We start from the raw sequence: 23,778 nt of genomic DNA, 5'->3' as shown, positions 1-23,778 counted from the left end.
GTGGTCTCCTACACCCTTGGCATCCGAAACTGAATAATCAGCGACGAAGCGATGGTGAGAATCCCTATCAGTAGGATAGCTGCCGTCAGGCCAAATGCATCTGCTGTGAGGCCGGAGAGAATCGCACCAAAGGCGTAGCCCAAATCCCGCCAAAGGCGAAAGGTGCCGATGCTCTCTGCCCGCTGCACGGGGTTGGTCAGTTGGGCAATCGTGGTCAAAAACGTCGGGTATACCATCGCAGTTCCCAGACCCAACAGGGCTGCGATCAATGCCAGCAGGTAAAAATCAAGCTGAAAGGGCAGTGCGACGATTGCCAATCCCTGGATAAGCATACCCCAAAAAAGCATACGCTTTTTGTCGAAATGATCGGCCATCTTGCCGGTAACGAGCTGCCCCATACCCCACACGGTAGGGTAAATGGCGGTAATAATTCCGGCCCGCTCATGGTTAAATCCTGCGGATAACAGTAAAATGGGCAATAGTCCCCAAATCATCCCATCGTTCAGGTTGTTGATGAGGCCCGCTTGTGTGACGGAACTGAGTGCTTTGTTCTTTAGGGTAGTTTCCCAAAAAACCTGCTTCAAATAAGGTCCGTTGCTCGCATTGCTTTCGGAATGTACATGGGTACGGGTATCCCGCACCCAGAATAGGGACAAAAGCAACCCAATAGCCGCAACGGCCAATCCGAGGTAAAAGGGATAGGGGGTAATCCCATAGTTTTCCGCGACCACGCCGGTCAGTAGTGCCATCAACCCCACGGCCAGATAGCCTGCGAATTCGTTTAGCCCCATTGCCAAGCCGCGGTTTTTTTCACCGACCAGGTCAATTTTCATCACTACCGTACTACTCCAAGTGAGTCCTTGGCTTAATCCCAATAACATATTGGCAAAAATGACCCAGTTCCACGAAGGGGCATATATCAGCAGCAGGGGAACGGGAAGGGCTATTAACCAACCGATCACAAGGAGGTTTTTACGACCAATCCGATTGGCAAGTCTGCCGGTATAGTAGTTTGCAAACGCCTTGGTTAGGCCAAAGGCAGTGATAAAGGATAAAATGGCAGTCTTGGATGCAACCCCAAACGTAATTTCAGCGAATTGGGGAAAAATAGTACGCTCCATGCCGATCATGGCTCCCACAAAGGCATTTACGATGACAAGCACGGTAAACTGCTTCCAGTTTTCCTTCAATCCCAATTGTACAGATTGTTGCCGATTATTCATTCGGTTCCAAAGGTACGAATGGATGTTGCTGCGTACAGTTACATCGGTCACAAAAGAAAAAAGGCTCTTCCGTAACCGGATGGTTCCGAAAGAGCCCCTAGCATTACCCAGCCTTTGCTAAAACTTGATACTGATGCCACCCATCAGATTGGTACCCGCCATGGGATAATAGAAATTTTCCGTTACCAAGGTCCTGCCGCCTGCCTGTTCTGCCGGAACAAAGTAACTGAAGGTATACCCATTTGGCTCGTAGAGTCGGTTAAAGATGTTGAACACGATCAAGTTAAAATCGATCTGCTTCACAAATCCGGGACGGATCGTGTAGGATAGTTTGGTATCGGAAACCCAAAAGGCATTCAACTTTCGGTCGTCCCGCTGTGTGTTGTCCAGGTACTGATCACCTACGTATTTATTCATCAGGCTAAAGGTCAGGTTTGGTAATGGCGTGTAGTCGACGATTGCCGAGGCTACGACACTGGGAGAAAACGCAATGTCAGTATCGGTGTAGGTGGCCGCCTCCTGTCCGGCCAAGGCACCACTTTCGGTATAGATATCATAGTAGGCCACGAACTCCTGTATTTTGTTACGGCTAAAGGCAATATTGCCCCCCAAGGTCCACTGACTGTTTACCTTATAGGCCCCATCCAACTCAAGTCCGGCCCGATAGCTATTGGCCACATTTTCCCGAATATAGGCCCCAACATCATTGAGCTGACCGGTAAGTACCAGCTGATCCGTATAGCCCATGTAGTAGGCGTTTACATTGTACTGAAAGTCTCCTTTAGCTACCCGAATGCCCGCTTCCAGGTTTCCAAGCCGTTCGGGACGGGGAATTTCAGTAAGGGGAGAGTCGGTAAAATCACGTCGCACGGGTTCCCTATTGGCAATGGCATAGGAGGCATACCAGGTTTTTCCCGGGGCTGTCTCATATGAAAACCCCAGCTTGGGGTTAAAAAACCCATAATCCTGCATCCCGGATATGTTACGCAGATCGTTGTTCGTTCCGTCAAAGCGGTAGTAGACGTTACGGTATTGCAGATCCCCGAACAGATACAGGTTTTCCGACACCTCTTGGGTCAGCTTGGCATAGATATTCCGGTCGTCCTTTACCGCCACATTGTCGTAGTACCGATCTCGTATGTTTGTATTGCCTGCTACGGCCATCCAGATGATCTCGCCAAAATGGTCCCCGTCGTAGCGGTTGGCGCCTCCGCCTATCGTGAGGTCGGTGCGGCCATCGTCGGACACGTAGTTGAGGGAAAATACCCCACCGTAAAAGTCATTGTCCAGCCACCTTCTGCGAATGATATCGGTGCGTTCGATGAGTTGATTGCCGATTTGAATAGGGGAGATGCCGTAATTCCGGAGCAGGCGGTCATTTGGCCTGAACTGCTCGTAGTACCCTCTTCCATAGGTGTAATGCAGGGCACCGTTGGCTTTCCAGTTGGAACCCAGACTGCCGGCGTAGATCAGTTGGTAGTGATCCTGCTGATAATTGTCGGTTTCGTTTTCGTACGTATAGCTGTTGAAGGTCCGGTTTGTGGCAAGCAGGTGTTCTGGCACGCCATTCCATGCCTGGTAGGTTTGCTCGGCACCAGAAAATAGATTGAACTTAAGTACGTGCTTCTCTCCATAATGGCCTGCCGACACGAAATAGGACCTCAGATCGGAAAATGCCCGATCGATATACCCATCGGAAGTAATCTGGGAGAGTCTCGCATCCACGGCCCACTTCCCGTCCAGCATGCCGGTACCTGCCTTGATGGTGTGGCGACGGGTGTTGAAGGAACCATAGCCATTATCGGTTTCGGCATAGGCTTCTTCCCGCTTGGTGTCTGTTTGGATATTCATGGAGGCACCAAAGGTGGCCGCACCGTTGGTAGAGGTACCCACTCCTCGCTGAATCTGAATATTATCCACCGAGGAGGCAAAATCCGGCATATTTACCCAAAATACACCGTGCGATTCCGCATCATTCAGTGGTATTCCATTCACCGTTACATTGATCCTTGTTTGGTCGGAACCACGGATCCGAAGTCCTGTATAGCCCACACCTGCCCCGGCGTCTGAATGGGAAACGACACTGGGGGTGTGGTTCAGCAAAAATGGCAGGTCCTGCCCGAGGTTGTAGCGGTTAAGCTCCTCTTTGGAAACCACCTTAAAGGTAGTAGGAGTGGTTTCGGATGCCCGGGTAGCGGCCACAATAAACTCTTCGGCAGACAGGGTAGCCGGCTGCAAATTCACAAGCACTTCACCAGCGTGCGGTATGGCCAACGTAACCCGCTGGGATTCATACCCTACGTAGGTAATGCGGAGAGAAAGGGACTGTGCCGGCAAACCGGGCAACAGGAAGGATCCGTCAGAGGCAGAGACCGTACCTTTGTTCTGCCCTTCGACCACGATGTTGGCTCCCGGAAGAGGCTCGCCATTCACGCGATCCATAATTTTCCCTGTGAGGCTATGCTGCGCAAACGCATAGCAGGTCAGGAGTCCGCAAAACAGACTCAACAAACACTTTTTCATGATAAACTGATAAATGAATTGGTTAAACATGAAAGAGATAAAGGGGTTATCTCCTCGATACTGTTCACCCAAAAGCCATGTATTGGCTTAAGTCATTTCCCTTCGCCGGCACTACCCGGATCAGGTTCTATGGGTATGATCTCAGCCCGTAATGTTGGGGCACCCCTAATGATCGACGCAAAATTAGACCAAGGAATGGTAAAAACCAAATGGGATTTGGCACTATATTCATTGGCATTCCTGCCGCTTTCCTACAGGTTGAAGAACATAATTGCTAATGCCTTGACCCTAAGTTCCTCAGGTGATTGACGTGCGAAGCGATCGCCAAACGCATCTTTGGATGTTCGAGGTAGGGAACACCAAATTCCGCGCAGGTGGCTTTGATGATTTTACTGATCTCGTAATAATGCACATGCGAGATATTTGGAAAAAGGTGATGCTCTACCTGAAAATTAAGCCCACCAACCAACCAAGAAAGGATCTTGTTGCTGGTAGCAAAATTAGCTGTAGTCCGTAACTGATGCACCGCCCAATCATTTTCAAGTTGATTCGTTCCCTGATCGGGAAGTGGAAAGGTTGTTTCCTCCAGGGAATGGGCCAGCTGAAAAACCAAACTGAGAAATATCCCCGTAGCTATTGAAAACACCAGAAATCCTACGATCCACGTATTGAATCCCAGCGTGTATATGGGCAATACCAAAAACAACAGCGCATGAATAGCCTTGTAGCCCCAAAAGGAAACATGTTCCTTCCACGTCATAGGTTTTATGGCTATGGATCCGACCTTTCGGCTGATATACTTTTTGTAGTCCGTTACAAATACCCAATAGAGGTACAAGATTGCATATACGAAAAGGAAATATATATGCTGATAATTATGTATGGAATACTTTTTCTGCGTAGGGCATAGACGCAAAAGTGGCCGGGCATTCATGTCATCATCGTGGTCGGCCACATTGGTAAAGGAATGGTGGGCAATATTGTGCTTTGTTTTCCACATAAACACATTCGCTCCCAGAAAATTAATGGACAATCCAGCCATTTCGTTAATCCATTCTTTTTTCGAAAAACTACCGTGAGCACCATCATGCATTACATTGAAACCTATTCCAGCGGCGAACGCCGCCAAAATTACCGATTCGAGTAAAGCCGGAGCCCAATGTGGGGTGAAAAATACGAGATGAATGTATACCGAAACGAATCCAATGATAAAGAATAGTGCTTTGAAGTAGAGAGCGCTATTGCCGGTAGGACTGAGCTTGGTTTCTGCAAAATAGGTTTTAATTCGATGCTTCAATTCAATATGAAACAAACTGGCCTGGTTAAATCGGGGCGGACGCATAAGAAAATGGAAACTTGGAAGAAAGAAGAAAGGAGATGAGGTGATTGGGGTGGGTATAGCTAGGTTGATACCAAAGGTAGGTAAAAAAATCTGGTTAAACCAACCCAACGTAAAATCGAAAAAATGATCTGACCGTATCTAACCTATTATGGAGGGCTCCAGCAGATTGGTAGGCGCACAGATCTTATTAAAAAGCGCACCCAAAGTACGCTTTTGAATAAGAATTTGAACAGCCGGACATCTAGGACTGAATCCTGTGCTGCTTAAGTTTATTGAAGAGGGTCTTTCGGTCGATTCCCAATTGCTGCGCTGCCTTGGTCTTGTTGTACTGGTTTTCCTCAAGCACCTTTTTGATCACTTCCGCCTCCGCATTCGCCGCTATATCCTTTAGATTGATCGGCCCGCTTACGTCCAGTTTGCTTTCATCCAAGCGAATGGGGCTGGACTCGTCCGAAAATGCGATGGTAGGCGCATAAATGATCTCTTGGGGAAGAGCGCTGAGCTGGACTTCATCGGATTGGGTCAGCAGCAAGGCCCTGCGGATTACATTCCGCATCTCCCGCAAGTTTCCAGGCCAGTCGTATTTATTGAAAAGATCCGCCACAGGTGCCGAAAACCCTTTCACCGTCTTGTTCAACTCCTGATTTGCTTGGGCCAAAAAATGCCCTGCAAAAGCCATGATATCCTTGCCCCGCTTTCTCAATGGTGGTACGGTAATCGTAAACTCATTGAACCGGTAGTACAGATCCTCCCTAAATTTCCCATTTTTGACCGCTTCCTTTAGGTCTTCGTTGGAGGCTACTATGATTCGGACATCCAGTTCCTTGTCTTTGATTCCTCCGATTCTCCGAAGTTTCTTCTCCTGCACCAACCGAAGCAGTCCCACCTGTATCTCGTAGGATAAATTGGCTATCTCGTCCAAAAAGATCGTTCCTCCGTCGGCTACTTCAAATTGCCCTGGCTTGGCGGTCACCGCACCGGTAAAGCCTCCTTTCTCATGACCCCAAAGCTCACTCCCCGCCAACTCTTTGGTCAACGCACCACAGTCTATCGCTACAAACGGCTTGTCTTTTCGATCACTGAGCTCATGGATGGTTTTGGCAATGTTTTCCTTACCCGAACCACTTTCACCATAGATGATCACGCTGAAATTGGTGGGTGCTACGAGTTCAACTTCTCGCAGCAGGTCGCTCGATGCTCTATCCTCTCCCCAGATATAATCAGGGTTGGGTGTAACCGTTCCTGTTGATTTCTTTGCCCCTTTTTTTATGATGGCGGTGGGGACAGCTTCGGTGGCAACCGATATGGGCGCATCTTTTGCTTTCAGGGCGCGTTCTATCAGACTTAGAATCTCATCGGGGATCAGTGGCTTGACCACATAGTCAAAGGCCCCTTTTTTGATGACCTCCACCGCGATGCGTACATCCGCATATCCCGTGATGATCGCCACTTTCGTTTGAGGACTGATGGATTTCACCTGTTGCAGCACTTCTCTACCTTCCATTTTGCGAAGATTAAAATCGCAAAAAATCAGATCAAAGGCTTTTTCCTTTACCATAATGATCCCTTCTTCTCCACTCAGTGTCGTATCGACCTCGTGCCCTTTCTTGGATAGAAACCGCTGAAGTAACCTGCAAATATCCAGGTTATCATCAATTACTAAAATACTCGCCATATTACCTTTCTAACATTTGATTAATTGACTCCAGGGAAAAGGGTTTGCTGAGAAATCCACTCGCACCTCTTTCTTTGGCGGCAGCCTGAATACCGCTGTCGCTAAACGCACTCATAAGAATGATGCTGAGATTAGGTTTAAGAACCATAAAGTCCGGAACGGCCTGAAGACCGTTGCCATCGGGCAAATTTACATCCAAAAACACGATATCCGGATAAGACGTTTTCACGCATGCCTTACCCTCTGCAATAGTTGCAGCGGTAACCACCTCATACCCCCTTCGTTTCAAAAACCGCGATAACATCGTCAAAATTTCCTTTTCATCATCTACGATCAGAATTACGTTTTTTCCCATTTTTTCGTTGGTCTTGGCTGAGGTCAGAGTCGACTCCATTGGGGAGCAGTTCAAAGGAATGCACCCGTTATTAACCCAAAAAGGATCAAGCAGGGCAGGTCTTGGTATATAAATTGTGTTTTGACCCAAGACGCAGCCCTGTTTGGCACGCATCGAAAGCGGTGCCGGTGTAATCCCTTACAAATGAATATATTCGACTTCTATTCTACCTTCCGGTACGATGAAACCCTAGACCGGTCTTCCGCCGCCTATGATACGAAATAATACGGAGATGACAGCTAAGACCAACAAGATATGTATCAGTCCGCCTACACTGTACACAAAGGCTCCAAAAATCCATCCTATCACAAGGATAACTGCGATCAAATACAATAAGCTTCCCATTTCTTTAAAGTTTATAGTTTAATGACTAGTTTCAGGTGCCATTTATTGGTTTTAGATGGTCACCGCTCATTTCTTTCCTTCTATTCCCAAATGCCGTGCCTATTGGCGAAAAACTGCGTAAAGGTGTCTACAAAGCCATTCACCTAGAGGAAAACGATCAATCACGCCAATAAAACGGGAAAATTATTCCCCAAAAATTGATGGAAAAAATAAAATCATACACACTGATTACCCTTTCGTTGATCCTCCTATGCGGGGGAATATCGCTATATACGGTATACCGGGTCGGCGACCTCACCAGAATGGGACATACACACGATGAAATAATGGCCTTGGCAAACGCCGTAAACGCGCATGTGCAGGAAAATGAAATCACCATGCTCAGTTTTGGAACCACCTACGACTCCCTCTTTCTGGATAGCCTGGCGGTAATTTCCCGAAAAATAGAAGACAACCTTTCTTCACTGGATCATATACTAGTGTCAAACGGGCTGCTTGAAAACCGGCTGGACTCCATTCGCTTCCTTGTACAAGAGCGAATGTCCTATTTTTTGGCGTCCATCAACGAGTATGAAGGCCCCGAAGCCTATCTGGACTATATCATAGAAAACCGCAAAGCAAACTATCTGCGCTTTGGCAAACGCATAAGGAGTTTGACCGATTCGATTGTAGAGGATCAGCATGAACTGCTGGGACAGCAGGAACGGGGAGTTTTCGCAAACCTCACCGCATTGACCATCGTGCTGTTGGTCATTACCGCCATCGGATTGGCCACCGGGTGGTTTAACCTGCTTTCATTGGCTACCTACCAGCGTGCCCAAAAGGAATCTGACCAGCAGATTCAAGCTTATCAGGAGAAACTCAAGCTTCAGATTGATCAGCTCAATCAGACCAACCACGAGCTGGAGCAATTTGCCTACGTGGCCTCGCATGACCTCCAAGAACCCCTGCGAAAGATCACAGCTTTCAATGACCTGCTGCAGGATCAGTATAAGGATACCATTGAAGGAGAAGGCAAACTCTACCTCGATCGTATGGCTCATGCGGCCAAACGGATGAGAAGGTTGATCACCGACCTTTTGGAATATAGCCGGGCAGGCAGACTGACCGCCGATCGGGAACCCTTGGACCTAAATACGCTCCTGGAAGAAGTACTCGACGACCTAAGTCTACAGATCGACGAGCAGTATGCTACGATTCATCGTGATCCGTTGCCGATGATTGACGGCCACTATTCCGATTGGAGGACTGTCTTCCAAAACCTGCTAAGCAATGCGCTAAAATTCCGGAAAAAGGACACTTCTCCCATTATTTCGATCCGATGCGAAAAAGCGGACAGCAGGCTTGCCAAAGAAAGGGTCTATCATTTCGATCCCGACAGGAACTACTACCACCTTCAGGTGACCGACAACGGCATTGGCTTTAACACCGATTACTCCGACAAAATTTTCACCATCTTCCAACGGCTGCACGGCAAAGACGAATACGAGGGAACCGGGATCGGTTTGGCTATCTGTAAAAAAATCGTCGAACGCTACGACGGCGTCATCTACGCCAATTCGGAACCGGGTAAGGGAACCACCTTTCATTTGCTGTTTGCCGGCACCTAAATTACCTGGCTGAAAAGCTCTATTTTTTGTATCTGAAAATAAAATTAAATGCGATTGATTACCAATATTAAAATATTCATTATAGATTTATATCAATTTATACCTTGAATAAACAAACCAACTATACAAACCGACCAATGAAACCAGAAAAAAACATCATTCTGCTCATAGCAGAAGACGACATAGACGATAGGCTCCTTATCACCAAAGCCTTGAAGGAAAGTTTTGCCCAAGCGAAACTGATGTGTGTCGAAAATGGCGAAATCCTGCTTGAATACCTAAACAGACAAGGCAAGTACAGCGACGACGCTAAGTATCCCATGCCCCAAATCATATTGCTGGATCTTAATATGCCCAAGAAAGACGGTAGGGAAGCCCTTAAAGAGATAAAGTCCGATGCTTCTTTAAAAAAGATCCCCGTAATCGTCTTTACCACTTCCAAGCACGAGGATGACATCATGGTAACCTATAATATGGGGTCCAATAGTTATATCTCTAAACCTGGATCCTTCGAAGGCCTTTTAGCCTTGGGAAGGGAACTGGAAAACTACTGGGCAAAAACGGTTCTTCTGCCAAGTTAAGCGAGTTTTGAAGGCTATATGAACCGCGATTTCTTCAAGGTATTGTATGTCGATGACGACCTGGATGACTTCCTGCTGGTAAAATCCCTGCTAAGACAAAGTAGATCCTCCCAGTTTGAGCTGATTCATGCCAATTCCTACGAAGCGGCATTGGCGATGATAGATGAGGGATTTGATGTTTTTTTGGTAGATTATAAGCTAGGTAAAAATACGGGCATTGACGTACTCGAGGCGATTAAGACCCGTCTTCGCCACGCCCCAGTGATCATCCTGACCGGGATGGAAAGTTCCCATGCCGACCAGGCTGCTATGGAATTTGGTGCCTCCGACTACTTGGTAAAAGGCGGTTTCAATGCCCAGATGCTCGAACGCACCATACGGTATGCAATCAGGGACGCGGCACTTCATGAAAGCCTCGAAATAGCCGGTAAAAAGTTTAAAAATATCTTCGAGCGTTCTGCTGACCCGATCGTTCTCGTCAATGCCGACTCCCTGGTGTTGGATGCGAACCCTTCCTTCAGCAAAAAGTTTGACTACGATCCGGGAAAGGACGATTTCTATCCTCTGTACCTTAAAAACCTCATCGTCGAAGAAAAGGATCAGCTACATTTTGGCACCTTGTTGCACAGCAAAAGGGAATTTTCTGATTTTCAGGTAAAGTTGACGATCAGACAGGGACAGACCATCGAAGCCCTGATAAGCATTGCCCGGGATGAATCGGATGAGGAATTGTTCCAGCTAATGATAAAAGACCTAACACTCCTTAAAGTACAGGAGGAGGATCTCTACAATATGAGGAAATTTTCCTCCACGGGCAGGATGGCGAGAATCCTCGCGCACGAAGTCAAAAACCCCCTAACCACTATTTTATTGTCTGCTGAGCAGTTGGGTTTTGAGCTTCCGGATCCCGTACTGAAAGAAAGCGGCGACTTAGTAGATGTAATCAAGAAAAACTGCGCCCGGATCAATCAGCTAATTACCCAACTGCTTGAGTCTACCCGGTTTTCGGACTTGGACCTACAGCATTGGGATATCAATACGCTATTGGAAGAATCACTCGAGTTGGTAAAAGACCGGATCAATTTACAGAAGCTGACCGTGATCAAAGATTACCAAGAAGATATCTGTGCGATTAATGTAGACGCCGACAAAGTGAAGATCGCATTTGTCAACCTGATCGTCAATGCGGTGGAGGCAATGGATGAAAATCCAGGTTCCCTGACCTTGAAAACCCGCTCCAAGGGAGGAAAATGCCTGATAGAAATCACTGATGACGGCAAAGGGATACCCCCAGAGCACATCGATAGGTTGTTTGAGCCCTTTTATACCAGCAAACCTACCGGGTCAGGTCTGGGACTTACCAACACACAAAATATCATCCTAAGCCACGGTGGGTCCATCCGGGTAAAAAGCGACCGAAACGCAGGAACTACCTTTTTTATCTCCTTCGACCATGCCGAAATGGAGCAACCCGAAAATAACTGATCAATTCCCCATAGTGTGGCACAATATTCCTAGTCTGAGGGTAATAGCTCTAATTTAAAAAGAACCACTCAGTTTTTTAATATCTGATTATCAACCACTTAAAATAAAAAACTGCTCCGTCTAGGTATTGGGCATAATGTATGGACTAGTGTAACCGAAATTATTTCCAACACTAAACCAACAATACAATGAGTGCATTAGCAGATAAAATCAAAGGAAACTGGAACATGGTAAAGGGTAAGCTGAAGCAAGAGTATGCGGAACTTACCGACGACGACTTGGTTTTTGCCGAAGGGCAGGAAGACGAATTGGTAGGCCAAATCCAGAAAAAAACGGGTCAGTCCAAAGAAGAGGTGAAGAAATTCATTGACAGTCTGTAACTACGAATTTTCATTGGTTATATAGTAAGTGTGTAAATTAGGTTATTCCAAACCAGTAAAACCATCCAGGCTTCTTGGATGGTTTTTTGCGTTAAAAAATCGTCGGCAACTAGGGAAACACTGGCTTCAACCGCCTTTTGGTTGCCATCACTTTTTCTAAATCCGGCAACCCAAGGGTACTGGTTCTAAAAAAACCGGATACCTACCATAGGTAAAACGGTGCTCACATTATTGGTGAAGATAAGTCCAGCGTTTAGCTGAATATTTCCTCTAACATGGGATCTATAGGCTATTCGAAACGTATCACCCAAAAAAATCGGGCCGGAACTTTGGAGCAAATAGCCAGCTTGAATAGTGCTTGTGGCTCGTTTGTAGGGATTCAAATCAAATTCAAGATTCATGAACGGGTTATGGTGTACGATCACGCCACCTGCTGTCTTTTCCGTAAAGAAGCTTGTGTTCGTAACGGAGGCTCCAAAACCGAACGTTTTCAAGTCAGCCATTATCCGAAAACCCATTTCAGGAGCAAATCTACCACCGACAAAATCTAAACCAACGGGTATTCCCAACGTGTAACCCACTCTATGCACCGCATACTTTTTTTTGATATCATTTCTTACAAAGTCCAATTGGCTTTCCCAAAAGCTTGGGTGTAGGTAGTAATTCCTTACCTCCTGCTCCGGAAAGTTAACCGCATACTTTAGCGAAGCAGCTATTTTTTCCTCAATTTCCTCCGAGTGATAGTCATCAGGATTAAAATAGACCATTACAGCAGATGCATTTGGCAGAATGAATTCCAACGTATCGCTAAAATACAGCGGATTGGATTCTATAAAACGCTTGAATGAGTTTATGTATCTGGGTGTATTGTCTTCGATGATTTGCGCATAGGCCAGTTGAGTGGTACCGCAAACAAGGGCAAGAATCAGAAGTTTTTTCATTGGATATGTCTCTTTTAGGTTGTAATATTCCTGTATGAAGTACCTCGTTAGTTTGAATTACTCCTTTTCATACAGACGGGCAGACAATGAGTTTATTTGGATTCGGAGTTTACCCTTTTTTCTCATCTTAATTTCTTGGATGGCGGCCAGTTCCTTATCAGAAAGTTCAACTTCCAAGCCCTCGATTCTGACCTTACGAATAGGCACTTCCCAAACGACCGCCACGGTCTTCTTTCTTCTCAACATGGGCTGATCAATTTCCATTGTTGCAGGCAGAGGAGGTTCCGTAAGCTCAATGACTTCGATGCGAGTTTTTAGGATTTCAATGTCAAGGGGCATTCCTACCTTTTCGATCATTTCGGCGGAGATGGGCTGGTATTTTTTTCGGTCTTTTTGAGACGGATAGATCTTTGGATCCGGCCCTGGTAATTCAATCTTCAGGGGGATCGGGTCAATCGTGTTGTCATTAGAAACCTGGGTTATCAGAAAATCCGCCGTATCGTATGTCTGCCGGTTAGCTAGCTGGTTGATTCCCCAAAATCCAACCACTAACATGGCAGCGGCCGAAATCCGAAAAAATGCCCTAAACCGGTTTTTTCGCGAAAGTTCCCGTTCTATTCCTGCCCATAGATCCTCCTTCGGGGCATAAATGGGCATTATTCCTTTTAGCCCTGCAACTTGGCTTTCTAGGCAACGACTCGCCATTAGACTCGCCCAGATTTTTTCATCCGGAAAATGCTCTGGCAAGCTTCCTTGCCAACGATTACTCTTGGGATTGTCTTTAGGATTGTTCATTTGGCGTGGTAATTTTTGCTGAGTGTCTTTTGAAGGCTCTTTTTCGCATAATGAAGCTGGGATTTGGAGGTGCCTTCACTTACCTTCAGCATATTGGCAATTTCCTTGTGGGAATAGCCCTCGATTTCATATAAAACAAATACCGTCCTACTTGATTCAGGCAGTTTTCGGATAGCCTTATCCAATGTTTCAGCATCTATCCATTGATCTATCATGAAATCATTAGATTGGATTTGGTCATGGGAATGGTCAAGTCTGCTCTCAGTTCGGATTTCCCTTAGTGCCTTTCGAACCATGATTATTTTGATCCATGCCCCCAGCGTAGACTCTTGACGAAAGTGCTTTATGTTTCTAAATACGTCAATAAAGCCCTCTTGCAAATGATCGTTGGATCGATCATAGTCATTGCATATCCTGTAGATTAAATTAAACATGGCCACCTTGTATTTCTCGAAAAGCGCAAACTGAGCCTGCGGATCCTGCTCCTTGCAAGCTTTAACCAGTTCGTCCTCGTTCAAGTAGTGCTTTACCATATGCGTATTAAAGAGCCTATTTGGTTCACAAAGGTTGGAAGTGGTTTAAAAAAAACGTTGCTAAGAGGTCTCTGTCGATAATTTGTCAATCCAGAGTAGTCCTATCCATGACTTAGACAGTTCATACAATTATATCGTCACAATCAATTAAATGCAAATAATCCGATGTTTGGCAGTTTTGACACTAGTTGGATCGTCCCTATCCAGCCCTGCCCAAGATATCGCAAAGGGCTATATATATCATGACCTAAATGGCAACCGTACCCGTGAACCCAATGAACCCGGAATCTCTGGCGTTTTGATCTCCAATGGAGAATGTATCGCTCGTTCGGATGAAAAAGGATTCTATCAGATTCCGGTACACGCTACAGGCGAGCTGTTCGTCATCAAGCCGAGCGGTTATTCGGTTCCCCATAATTCAGAAAATCTCCCCCAATACTACTTTTGGCATCTGCCCGCAGGATCGCCCCAAACGGAGGTCTCGGGAATACCCGCGATGGGTTCAGTGCCCGAAGAAGTGAACTTCGCCTTGCTTCCTCAGCCAGAAGAGGAAGCATTCGAAGTACTTTTGTTTGGCGACCCGCAGGCGAGGGGACTGAAAGAGGTCAACTACATCAGCCACGATATCGTGGAGGAGTGCATAGGTACCGATGCGGCATTTGGCATCACGCTGGGGGATATTGTAGCAGATGACCCGCCCCTTTTTTCCGAAGTAAGCCAATCCATCGCCCAAATTGGCATTCCATGGTATTACGTATTTGGCAACCACGACCATAACCGGGAGGTGACGAAGGACGAGGATCGGGATGGTACCTTCAAGCGCTTTTTTGGCCCTAGCACCTATGCCTTTGAATACGGTAGGGCGGTATTTGTTGTGGTCAGGGATATCCACTACGCGCAGGATGGCAGGTACACCTCCTCTTTTTCCGAACGGCAGTTGGCATTTGTTCGCAACTACCTGGCAGAGGTTCCCAAGGAAAAGCTGATTGTATTGATACAGCATGCACCGCTGATCCGCACTGAGGGCCGGGAAGCAATGTACCGGATCCTGGAGCAGTTCCCGCATTCTCTCTCTATTTCCGGGCATACGCACACGATGAATCACGTGTTTGTGGATGAAGAGATGGGCTGGCAGGGAGAAAACCCCCATCACCATTTTATCAATGCCACTGTCAGCGGAAGTTGGTGGTGTGGCCTAAAGGATGAAACCGGCATCCCCCACGCTACGATGAACGACGGGGCGCCAAATGGATACACCTTCCTGCGCATCGATGGTTCGGATTATGCCCTACGTTTTAAAGCTGCCCGACGATCTGCCGATTATCAAATGAATATCTATGTTGCCGACGACATTCCCGCAGCAGAGTTGGAAGCTACCGATGTAATCGTCAACGTTTTCTCGGGCTCCCAACGCTCTACGGTAGCAATGCGGGTTTCGGGTCGGCAGGATTGGCTTCCGATGGATTTTACCCCCATGCCGGACCCCTATAATCTATGGATGCACAGCCTGAGTCCCTTTTTGGATCTGCGACTGCCGGAGGGCGAGAGGGCCGATGAGGCCTTAGGCTGGAAGATGGATCTGCCCCGCAATTCATTCCATATATGGTCGGCTAAGTTGCCGGATGGGCTGCAACCCGGCACCTACTACTTGGAAATCAAAACCACCGACATGTTTGGGCAGGAATGGTCGGGGAGGCGGATTTTTAGGGTAAGGTGAGATAAGAAAGATATCGTAACTTCAACACAACACATTGTAAATGTAAAGCCTTCCATATAGAAACAGCTGGGATTTCCGGCCAAGGAATTGGTCAGATGTTTGCGGCTCTTTTAAAAAAGTGTATGGCCGAGAGTGTGAACGAAAGCCCTACAAGGCCGAATAGGATCAGGGATATCTCACCAATCACAACCAGCACGAAGGAAAGGGCGAGAAGCATAGCGCAAATGAAAGCTAGCACGATATTCAGTTTTGCCATTATCGAATAGGTTTGAACTTCTTCAATTAGGAGGCTTTAGAGACGAGTTACCCTCGTTGATTATCGGTGGCACCCTGATTGTTTTATGTGCAAACTTATTTATCCTGACTGAAAAAAAATTTCAGTCAGTCTAATTTTTTCCACTTTCAGAAACATGATCTTCGGCCTTTTGCATATTCTTTCTGAGGCCATTCCTTCGCTTGCCTAGCTAAGCGAAATAGGGTTCGACGGTTCCCCGCCGCGCCGGATGATCCAAGTAATGTACCTCTAATAATACCTTCCCATCATCGGGTGATCGACTATCTTCCGCCGTAGGTCAAGTGGATCAATGGTACCGGGGATTCGTTCATATACCTTTCCGCCGGGTTCGATCAGGAGCGTCAGGGGTAGGCTACCGTCCCAGTCATTCTTTACCACCTCGATGATGGCATACTTGTCTTCGTGGTCCACCAAATAGTTTCTTGTGGCGGAATGCTTGTTTTTCAGGAATTTCAATGCCTTTTCATATGCATCGGGATTATCCAGGCTCACCGAGGCAAATTCAAAATCCCGGTCACCATACATACGCTGAATTTCGATAAACTCGGGATACTCGACGATGCAGGGGCCGAACCAGGTGGCCCAGAAGTTGACTAAGAGAAGGTTTCCGCTGGGGTTTTGAAGCAAAGCGCCCAACTTATCCAGATCCAGCTTTTCCAAGGTTACGTCTTTCTTTTTTTCAGTCTTCGTTTACCTTGATGGTCCACTCGTTTTTCCAGGCCCACTTGATGGAACAGCCAAAGGCAGGAGTGACGGCGCGGTCAGCAGCTAGGGCATTTCCGGCCAAAGTTTGTTCGATCGCATAGATCAAGTCCTCGGACTGTCCCGTTCCCGGTTTTTCGGAGGCGTCTATTCGGCCTTGATAGGTGAGTTTGCGGTTTTTGTCAAAAACGAACACATGAGGAGTTGCAGTGGGGCCATATAGGGTAGAAAAATGGTGCTTGTCCCCATCGTATAGGTAGGGAAAGCGGTAGTCCATGTCCTTGGCCCGAATTTTCATTGATTCGAAATCGTCGTTCAGATCGGTGTAGCCAAGCTCTTCGGGCAGTACAGCAATTGGGCTATTGGGGGAAATGGCCAGAAAGTCTACGCCTTTATCGCCATAGTCTGCCACGAGCTTGTTGAACCGCTCCTCATAGGCCTGTGCCGTGGGGCAATGGTTGCAGGTGAAATTGATGACGAGCACATCCCCATCAAAATCGGATAGGGAATAGTTCCTGCCATCAACGCCCGGCAGCTCAAAATCGGGTGCAGCGTCACCGGGCTTTAGAACAGCGATCGGCTTTTCGGCTACCACGATGGGGTTGGGGATGAATCCACTGCTACGGTCGTTGTGGTCAGTCCTTTCCGTGCTAGAGTTGCATCCCGAAAAAATCAGGGAAGCAGATAGCATTGTGCAGCAAAAGCGATGGTACGGATAATTAATCTTCATTTCTTCCTATGGTTAGCCCGTTTAATGGAGGAAGTTAACAATTATTTCCGACTCCTAAAACCAACGGGCACAATCTAGACCTACATATAAGCAGGGGTACAGCCGTAGTTGGTTCAGATTTCCTCCACCTGAAACTGCTTCACTGTAAAGAAGATAAGGGCGTCCCGCTCAAAAATCGTATGGGCGTTTGCCCTGACCTTGATGGTCTTGCCTTCTTCGTCTTGGATCTTGAGCAGTTGGTGGTCGCCAAAATAGGTGCTCTTAAGTAGCTTTCCGCACATGGATTGCTGGTCGGTTTTTTCTACCCGCACATTTTCGGGTCGAAAACAAAGTCGCACCTGGCTATAAAAGAGCCTGGACCGCTCGTCTGGAATAAATCCAAAGCCGGAATAAAAACCCTCCTTGGTAGGCGTAGCCAACAACTCATTCCGTCTCCCAAAAAAATTGGCGACATAGCCGTTGACGGGAAACTCATAGAGGTTTCTGGGAGTATCGATCTGCTGCAGATAGCCTTTGTGCAATATGGCGATACGGTCTGAGGTAGAAAGCGCATCCCTGGTATCGTGGGTTACAAATATGGCCGTCACACCGGTGTTTTTGATGATCTGGCGAATCTCTTCCCGAACTTGGTCTTTCAGGATGGTGTCCAAATTGCTAAAGGGCTCATCCATTAGCAGGATGGACGGACTCGGGGCAATAGCTCTCGCCAACGCTACCCGTTGCTGTTGCCCGCCTGAAAGCTGATGGGGGTATTTGCTGAAATTCTCGGAAAGTCCTACCAGAGATAGGGTGTCTTTCGCCAATTTATCGGGGTCGGAAACTTTGCCCTTGAGACCGAATTTCACGTTGTCCAGCAAGGTTAGGTGGGGAAAAAGGGCGTAGTCTTGAAAAACCATGCCCACGTTTCGCTTGTTTGCGGGAACTGACTTTTTCCCCTCCACAATCTTTTGGCCGGCGAGGGAGATGTACCCGCTGTCGGGGTGTTCCAATCCGGCTATAAGCCGAAGCAGGGTAGTCTTGCCGGAACCACTCTCACCCACGAGGGACAGGATCTCGCCCTTATCCACCTGGAACGACACATCGTTGACGGCAAACTGATCGGTTTGTAAATATTTTTTATGTACGCGATGAAGCTCTAATATGGTCATTCAGCATTACCCTCGTTTCCTTATACATACTTGCTTCTGATCAGCCTGTTTAGGAAGATGATGGGCACTATGCCCGTCAAAATAATGATCAAGGAAGCATTTGCCGACTCGGCTATCATCTCGTTGGTAGCCATATCAAAGGCTTTCGTGGCCAGCGTATGATAGTTAAACGGACGAAGGATCAAAGTTAAGGGTAATTCTTTTAAAACATCCACAAAGACCAGTAATATGCCACTTACCAGACTTGTTTTGATCAGCGGCAAATCGACCTTCCACAGCGTTTTTGCGGTCCCTTTTCCCAGTAGCCTGCTGGCTTCATTCACATGAATCCCGATCTTTTGGAAGCCCGAGTCGATGGGGTTGTACCCTACTGCCATGAATCGGACCACATAGGCAAAGACCAAGGCAAGCAGGGTTCCGGAAATGACCAAACTGGTACGGGTAAACGAAGGGCTATCGATAATCCAGTGATCTATCGCCAGCAGGGGAACCATGATTCCCACCGCAATCACGGCACCGGGAATGGCGTATCCCAAGATAGAAATCCGCGTGATGTTTTTGAGCCATTTGAACGGGCTTAGGCGAAGGCTGTATAAGAGCACAACAGACAAAACGGCGATAATCACGCCTGCACCGGCAGCCAAACTAAAACTACGGAACACCAACAAAAGGAAATTCCAATCCATAACCTTTGCATATGTCAGGTATACCCAGTAAAGAATCTGAAAAAAGGGAACCAAAAAACTAACGAGAAACACGCCTGAACAGATGGATATAAACACCCACTTTTGGGCGGTACTAGCCTGAAGTCGTACCAAGGGCTTACTCATGCCATTTCCGTGTGTAAACCGTCGGTTGCCACGTTGCAGGCTTTCCAGGTACAGGATTACAAAGACCATAACCATCAGGATCGCCGCCAAGTAGATTGCGGTTGATGCATCCCCCATCGAAAACCAGGCCCTGAATATCCCGGTCGTAAAGGTGTTTACCCCGAAGTATTTTACCGTTCCGTAGTCGTTTAGTACTTCCATGGACGCCAGTGCTATGCCTCCTACAATCGCAGGCCGGGCCATAGGAAGCGCAACTTTGACGAAGGTGTGAAAATTGCCTTTCCCAAGCAGGTAGGAGGCCTCCTGAAGTGTTTTGGACTGTTGCAAAAAGGAAGCCCTCGTGAGCAGAAACACATACGGAAACAGCGTGATGGAAAGAATAAAGATTGCCCCGGGGATGTTCATCAAATCGACCAAACTGCCGGTGACCTGTATGCCGAGCACGTTGCGGAGGAAAGTCTGAATAGGCCCCGCATAATCGAGTAAGCCCACGTACGTATAGGCCATAATGTAACCCGGAAAGCCAAGGGGTAAAATCAGTAACCACTCAAAATACCTTCTGCCCGGAAACTGATAGTTGGTAAGTATCCAGGCGCAGGTAACACCGAGCAAGAAGGTACAACAGGCCACACCCAGCAGAATCAGCAGCGTATTCGAGAAATATCCTACCAGTAGGTTTTCCGCTAAGTGCGACCAGGTACTCCCAGGCGGCTCAAATATCTTGAAAAAGATGGTGAGTAGCGGTGTGGCTATCAAAAGCAGGATCAAGATGGATCCGAGAATCCAATAATTCCACCAATAATAGGTTTGTCGGTACGTCTGCAAAATTTATAGCGTTTAAAAGGGGAATACTGAGAGGGGCCTGCCCCTCTCAGTATTCCCTAGATCGTTCAGTTCGGTTTATTTCCAGCCTACCTGGTCGAATATCATGACGGCACTACGGTTGTTTTTACCCAATAAGGTAAGATTAATATCATCCGATTTGAAATCCCCCCAGGTCTTGAGAAGAGGGGCGATTTCCACCTTTTCATTGACAGGGTATTCATAGTTGATGTTTGCGAGAAAGCGCTGGGACTCCTCCGCACTCAAAAACTCAATTAGATTAATTGCATTTTCTTTATTGGGAGCATAACGCGTCACGCCGGCACCCGAAATATTGATGTGGGTTCCCCTATCCTGTTGGTTCGGGAAGAAAATACCAACCTGATCGGCCGCTTTTACCTCTTCCGGATTCGAATCATTCAGCATAATGCCGATGTAATAGGTATTAACGATAGCCACATCTCCTTCTCCAGCTGCCACTGCCTTTACCTGATCCCTATCTGATCCCTTGGGACTTCGGGCCATATTGGCCAGTAATCCGGCAGCCCATTCTCGGGCACCGGCCTCGCCGTGGGCAGCAATAATGGAAGCCAATAGCGACTGATTGTAGATATTCTCGGAAGAACGGGTCAATACCCTGCCTTTCCACTTTTCGTCGGTCAGGCTTTCGTAGCTGTCCAGTTCGGACGGATCTACCCTTTCTTTGTGGTAGGCAAAAATTCGGGCCCGATAGGTCAATCCAAACCAATAGCCTTCGGCCTCCCGAAACTTGGCAGGAATGTTGGCGGCAAGGGTAGCTGAAGAAACCGGCTGAAGAAGCTCTTTTTCCTGTGCCCGGTGCAACCTTCCGGCATCCACCGTAATCAATACATCTGCGGGAGATCCCTTCCCTTCCAATTCCAACTTTTGGATGAGTTCATCAGCGCTTGCGCTGACCACATTCACTTTGATACCAGTCTGTTCGGAGAACTTGTCGAACAGCTGTTGATCCGCCTCATAATGGCGGTGTGTATACACATTGACCACCTCCTCGCTGCTTGTTGTGCAGGAAACGAACGTTAACAATAACCCGGTTAGTACTACCGTCTGGATTCGATTTAACATGTCAGGAATGAATTAGTCCTCAAAATTAATGATTATTTAAATCAAATCTAAATAAAAAGAAAAAACATTTTTACCTTTACCGAGGTAATGAGATTGGAAATTTTGAAACGAAGAAATCCAGCCAGGCCATGACAATTCAGCAACTGGAGTACATCATTGCAGTGGATAGATACCGGCATTTTGGACAGGCGGCAGACGCTTGTTTTGTGACCCAACCTACGCTCAGTGCGCAGGTGAGCAAATTGGAAAAGGAACTGGGGGTTATATTCTTTGACCGCTCCAAGATGCCTGTTATACCCACGGAAATGGGCGAGGTGTTGATTGCCCAAGCCCGTAAAGTAGTGGCTGAAAGCAAGGCCATCTACGAAACCGTTGCCCAGTTAAAGGGAGAAGTGGGAGGTATTCTTAAGCTAGGCATCATCCCTACCTTGGCGCCTTACCTGCTTCCTATGTTCATCAAGGGCTTTATCCGAAAATACCCAAACGTAAAGCTGCAGGTACAGGAACTGGTCACGGAAGACATTCTAAAGCGACTGAAAACCGACGAGTTGGATTTGGGCATCGTGGTCACACCACTTGGCGAATCAGGCATCCTTGAGAAGCCTATTTTTTACGAAAAATTCTATGCCTACCTTTCCGTAAACCATCCCCAACTACGTAAGGAGCGGGTGCGTATCGTCGATATTTTAGGCGAAGATCTCTGGGTGCTACAGCAGGGGCATTGCTTCCGTGACCAGGTACTGGCACTTTGCGATCCCTCTAAGTTCCAGCGTATGAACTTCCAGTACGAAAGTGGATCCTTGGAGGGGCTGAAGAATCTGGTCAACCGATACGAAGGGATCACCCTTTTGCCCGAATTGGCGACGTTAGGCCTCTCGGAAGAGGAGAAATCGCGGGTACGTCCGTTTGAAGGCGAGCAGCCTGTACGGGAGGTAAGCTTGGTACTTACAAGGAACTACCTGAAGAAGAAACAGGTGGAGCTGTTATACAAGGAAATCGCCGAGGCGATTCCCCGGCATATGACCTCTTCCAGCCATGGTAAAGTGGTTAAATTCAGATAAGTCGTTGCTTTTGCTCAAAATGCCGTATTTTTGGGTCTAAAACAACATCCAAGGTTATGTCTGTAAACAGCTATATTGCTTCCCATAAAGAACGGTTTTTAAACGAGCTTCTCGAGCTGCTCCGCATCCCTTCTGTGAGTGCGGATCCAAAATTTAAAGACGAAGTATTCCAGGCAGCCGAATTCGTGAAGTCCAGCCTTGAAAGTGCAGGGGTAGACCGAGCTGAAATCTGCGCTACGACCGGCTATCCGATCGTATACGGGGAAAAAATCATTGATCCCTCCGCGCCCACGGTATTGGTGTACGGCCATTACGACGTACAGCCTGCCGATCCTTATGAACTTTGGGATTCACCGCCCTTTGAACCGATAATCAAACCCACCGAAGAGCACCCAGAGGGAGCGATATTTGCGAGGGGATCCGCAGATGATAAGGGACAGTTTTACATGCATGTGAAAGCCTTTGAAGCGATGTTGGCGGCGGGTGAATTGGCCTGCAACGTGAAATTTATGATCGAGGGAGAGGAGGAAGTAGGTTCAGAAAACCTAGATCTATTTGTAAAAGGCAACGTCGACAAACTGAAGGCAGACGTAGTGTTGATTTCGGATACCAGCATGATTTCCATGGAAACGCCTTCGGTCACGGTAGGCCTCAGAGGTCTTGCCTACATGCAGGTCGAAGTAACGGGGCCCAACCGCGACCTCCACAGTGGCACCTACGGCGGCGCGGTAGCCAATCCCATCAACGCACTTGCCAAGATGATCGCCTCCTTACACGACGAGAACAACCGCATCACCATTCCGGGCTTTTACGATCGGGTAGAGGAATACAGTGCAGATTACCGGGAGCAGTTGAACAAAGCCCCTTTTGACGAAGAAGACTACAAAAGAAAACTGGCCATCAAGGAGGTTTGGGGAGAAAAGGGGTATACGACCATTGAACGGGTCGGTATTCGGCCTACGTTGGATGTAAACGGGGTCTGGGGCGGCTATACCGGGGAGGGTGCGAAAACCGTGCTGCCCTCCAAGGCCTTTGCCAAGATATCCATGCGATTGGTGCCAAATCAAGACCACAAGGAGATTGCCCGTTTGTTTGAGGAGCACCTGAAGGCCATCGCTCCCCCATCGGTCACGGTGAAAGTGGTCCCCCACCATGGTGGGCAGGCCGCCGTCGTTCCCACCGACTCTCTGGGATATCACGCGGCCGAGGCAGCCATACAGGAGGCCTTTGGCAAGCAGGCCATCCCTACGAGGGAAGGAGGCTCTATTCCGATCACCAGTCTTTTTCAGCAGGCCTTGGGACTGGATCCTATTTTAATGGGCTTTGGCTTGGATACGGATGCGATTCACTCCCCAAATGAACATTATGGGGTGAAAAACTATTTTATGGGAATAGAAACCATTGCGCTGTTTTTCAAGCATTTTTCCAAACTGCACAAAAACAGCTAAAGTGACATAGGTCACATAATGGTCCGAATCTGGAGGTGGAGGGAACTATTGGCGTTCCGCTGCTCCTTATATCTACTTAATCAGTACTTGCATG

General features: G+C 47.5%; 21 protein-coding genes and 1 riboswitch. Of the genes, 7 read left to right on the top strand and 14 right to left on the bottom strand.

Features of this window, described 5'->3' with window-relative positions; translation table 11 throughout:
* Nucleotides 1-8: 8 nt before the first annotated feature.
* The 6 genes from ADIS_RS19600 to ADIS_RS23045 form a co-directional block, all read right to left on the bottom strand.
* Nucleotides 9-1,223: an MFS transporter gene (locus ADIS_RS19600; protein ID WP_035807087.1), complete on the bottom strand. Its 1,215-nt coding sequence runs from the start codon at nt 1,221-1,223 to the stop codon at nt 9-11.
* A 117-nt stretch (nt 1,224-1,340) separates the two neighbouring features.
* Nucleotides 1,341-3,746: a TonB-dependent receptor gene (locus tag ADIS_RS19595; protein WP_035807121.1), complete on the bottom strand. Its 2,406-nt coding sequence runs from the start codon at nt 3,744-3,746 to the stop codon at nt 1,341-1,343.
* 80 nt (nt 3,747-3,826) lie between these two features.
* A riboswitch (TPP riboswitch) is annotated at nt 3,827-3,923 on the bottom strand.
* A gap of 97 nt (nt 3,924-4,020) precedes the next feature.
* A complete protein-coding gene (locus ADIS_RS19590; RefSeq protein ID WP_035807085.1) occupies nt 4,021-5,088 on the bottom strand; it encodes a fatty acid desaturase family protein in 1,068 nt (355 codons plus the stop codon).
* 241 nt (nt 5,089-5,329) lie between these two features.
* On the bottom strand, nt 5,330-6,763 hold the full coding sequence (locus tag ADIS_RS19585) for a sigma-54-dependent transcriptional regulator (protein WP_010856443.1): 1,434 nt from the start codon (nt 6,761-6,763) through the stop codon (nt 5,330-5,332).
* 1 nt (nt 6,764) lies between these two features.
* Nucleotides 6,765-7,157 (bottom strand): response regulator, encoded by a 393-nt coding sequence (locus tag ADIS_RS19580; protein ID WP_010856442.1) that lies wholly within the window; start codon nt 7,155-7,157, stop codon nt 6,765-6,767.
* A 189-nt stretch (nt 7,158-7,346) separates the two neighbouring features.
* Nucleotides 7,347-7,502, bottom strand: a complete 156-nt coding sequence (locus ADIS_RS23045) for a lmo0937 family membrane protein (protein ID WP_155907623.1) — start codon at nt 7,500-7,502, stop codon at nt 7,347-7,349.
* Nucleotides 7,503-7,702: 200 nt separating this feature from the next.
* Here ADIS_RS23045 and ADIS_RS19575 point away from each other — a divergent pair, with 200 nt between their 5' ends.
* The 4 genes from ADIS_RS19575 (at nt 7,703) to ADIS_RS19560 (ending at nt 11,558) form a co-directional block, all read left to right on the top strand.
* Complete coding sequence (locus tag ADIS_RS19575) at nt 7,703-9,112, top strand: sensor histidine kinase (RefSeq protein WP_051113362.1); 1,410 nt, start codon at nt 7,703-7,705, stop codon at nt 9,110-9,112.
* A 137-nt stretch (nt 9,113-9,249) separates the two neighbouring features.
* Nucleotides 9,250-9,693: a response regulator gene (locus tag ADIS_RS19570; protein ID WP_010856437.1), complete on the top strand. Its 444-nt coding sequence runs from the start codon at nt 9,250-9,252 to the stop codon at nt 9,691-9,693.
* Between the two features lie 18 nt (nt 9,694-9,711).
* A complete protein-coding gene (locus ADIS_RS19565; protein WP_010856436.1) occupies nt 9,712-11,178 on the top strand; it encodes a hybrid sensor histidine kinase/response regulator in 1,467 nt (488 codons plus the stop codon).
* 188 nt (nt 11,179-11,366) lie between these two features.
* A complete protein-coding gene (locus tag ADIS_RS19560; RefSeq protein WP_010856435.1) occupies nt 11,367-11,558 on the top strand; it encodes a CsbD family protein in 192 nt (63 codons plus the stop codon).
* A gap of 185 nt (nt 11,559-11,743) precedes the next feature.
* Here the strand turns inward: ADIS_RS19560 and ADIS_RS19555 are convergent, their stop codons facing one another.
* Genes ADIS_RS19555 through ADIS_RS19545 form a run of 3 tightly spaced genes read right to left on the bottom strand, consistent with a single transcriptional unit; the run spans nt 11,744 to nt 13,827 of the window.
* Nucleotides 11,744-12,499, bottom strand: a complete 756-nt coding sequence (locus tag ADIS_RS19555) for a hypothetical protein (protein ID WP_010856434.1) — start codon at nt 12,497-12,499, stop codon at nt 11,744-11,746.
* Nucleotides 12,500-12,556: 57 nt separating this feature from the next.
* Entirely contained in the window at nt 12,557-13,294 is a 738-nt protein-coding gene (locus ADIS_RS19550; protein WP_010856433.1) for a hypothetical protein, read from the bottom strand.
* Entirely contained in the window at nt 13,291-13,827 is a 537-nt protein-coding gene (locus ADIS_RS19545) for an RNA polymerase sigma factor (protein ID WP_010856432.1), read from the bottom strand. Before ADIS_RS19545 ends, ADIS_RS19550 begins: the two co-directional genes overlap by 4 nt.
* Nucleotides 13,828-13,996: 169 nt before the next feature.
* On the opposite strand from ADIS_RS19545, the gene ADIS_RS19540 reads away from it, so the two are divergent.
* Nucleotides 13,997-15,544, top strand: coding sequence for a calcineurin-like phosphoesterase C-terminal domain-containing protein (locus ADIS_RS19540; protein WP_238325463.1), 1,548 nt, complete (start codon nt 13,997-13,999; stop codon nt 15,542-15,544).
* 523 nt (nt 15,545-16,067) lie between these two features.
* On the opposite strand, the gene ADIS_RS23490 is transcribed toward ADIS_RS19540, so the two are convergent.
* The 5 genes from ADIS_RS23490 to ADIS_RS19520 all read right to left on the bottom strand — a co-directional run bounded on the left by ADIS_RS23490 (nt 16,068) and on the right by ADIS_RS19520 (nt 21,175).
* Nucleotides 16,068-16,499, bottom strand: a complete 432-nt coding sequence (locus ADIS_RS23490) for a TlpA family protein disulfide reductase (RefSeq protein ID WP_051113361.1) — start codon at nt 16,497-16,499, stop codon at nt 16,068-16,070.
* A 19-nt stretch (nt 16,500-16,518) separates the two neighbouring features.
* The gene (locus ADIS_RS23485) at nt 16,519-17,271 is read right to left on the bottom strand and encodes a thioredoxin family protein (RefSeq protein WP_238325462.1); all 753 of its coding nucleotides are present in this window, start codon (nt 17,269-17,271) and stop codon (nt 16,519-16,521) included.
* A gap of 113 nt (nt 17,272-17,384) precedes the next feature.
* Nucleotides 17,385-18,419 carry an ABC transporter ATP-binding protein gene (locus tag ADIS_RS19530; protein WP_010856429.1) on the bottom strand — a complete coding sequence of 345 codons (1,035 nt, stop codon included), beginning with the start codon at nt 18,417-18,419 and terminating at the stop codon, nt 17,385-17,387.
* 20 nt (nt 18,420-18,439) lie between these two features.
* Nucleotides 18,440-20,074 carry an ABC transporter permease gene (locus tag ADIS_RS19525; protein ID WP_010856428.1) on the bottom strand — a complete coding sequence of 545 codons (1,635 nt, stop codon included), beginning with the start codon at nt 20,072-20,074 and terminating at the stop codon, nt 18,440-18,442.
* Between the two features lie 75 nt (nt 20,075-20,149).
* Nucleotides 20,150-21,175 (bottom strand): Fe(3+) ABC transporter substrate-binding protein, encoded by a 1,026-nt coding sequence (locus ADIS_RS19520; protein ID WP_035807080.1) that lies wholly within the window; start codon nt 21,173-21,175, stop codon nt 20,150-20,152.
* Nucleotides 21,176-21,303: 128 nt separating this feature from the next.
* On the opposite strand from ADIS_RS19520, the gene ADIS_RS19515 reads away from it, so the two are divergent.
* Complete coding sequence (locus tag ADIS_RS19515; protein WP_010856426.1) at nt 21,304-22,236, top strand: hydrogen peroxide-inducible genes activator; 933 nt, start codon at nt 21,304-21,306, stop codon at nt 22,234-22,236.
* Nucleotides 22,237-22,292: 56 nt separating this feature from the next.
* A complete protein-coding gene (locus ADIS_RS19510) occupies nt 22,293-23,684 on the top strand; it encodes a dipeptidase (RefSeq protein ID WP_010856425.1) in 1,392 nt (463 codons plus the stop codon).
* The last annotated feature ends 94 nt before the right edge of the window (nt 23,685-23,778 follow it).

This window comes from Lunatimonas lonarensis, assembly GCF_000390185.1.
GTDB classification, from domain to species: Bacteria; Bacteroidota; Bacteroidia; order Cytophagales; family Cyclobacteriaceae; genus Lunatimonas; species Lunatimonas lonarensis.
This window is presented reverse-complemented; position numbering and strand designations above follow the sequence as displayed.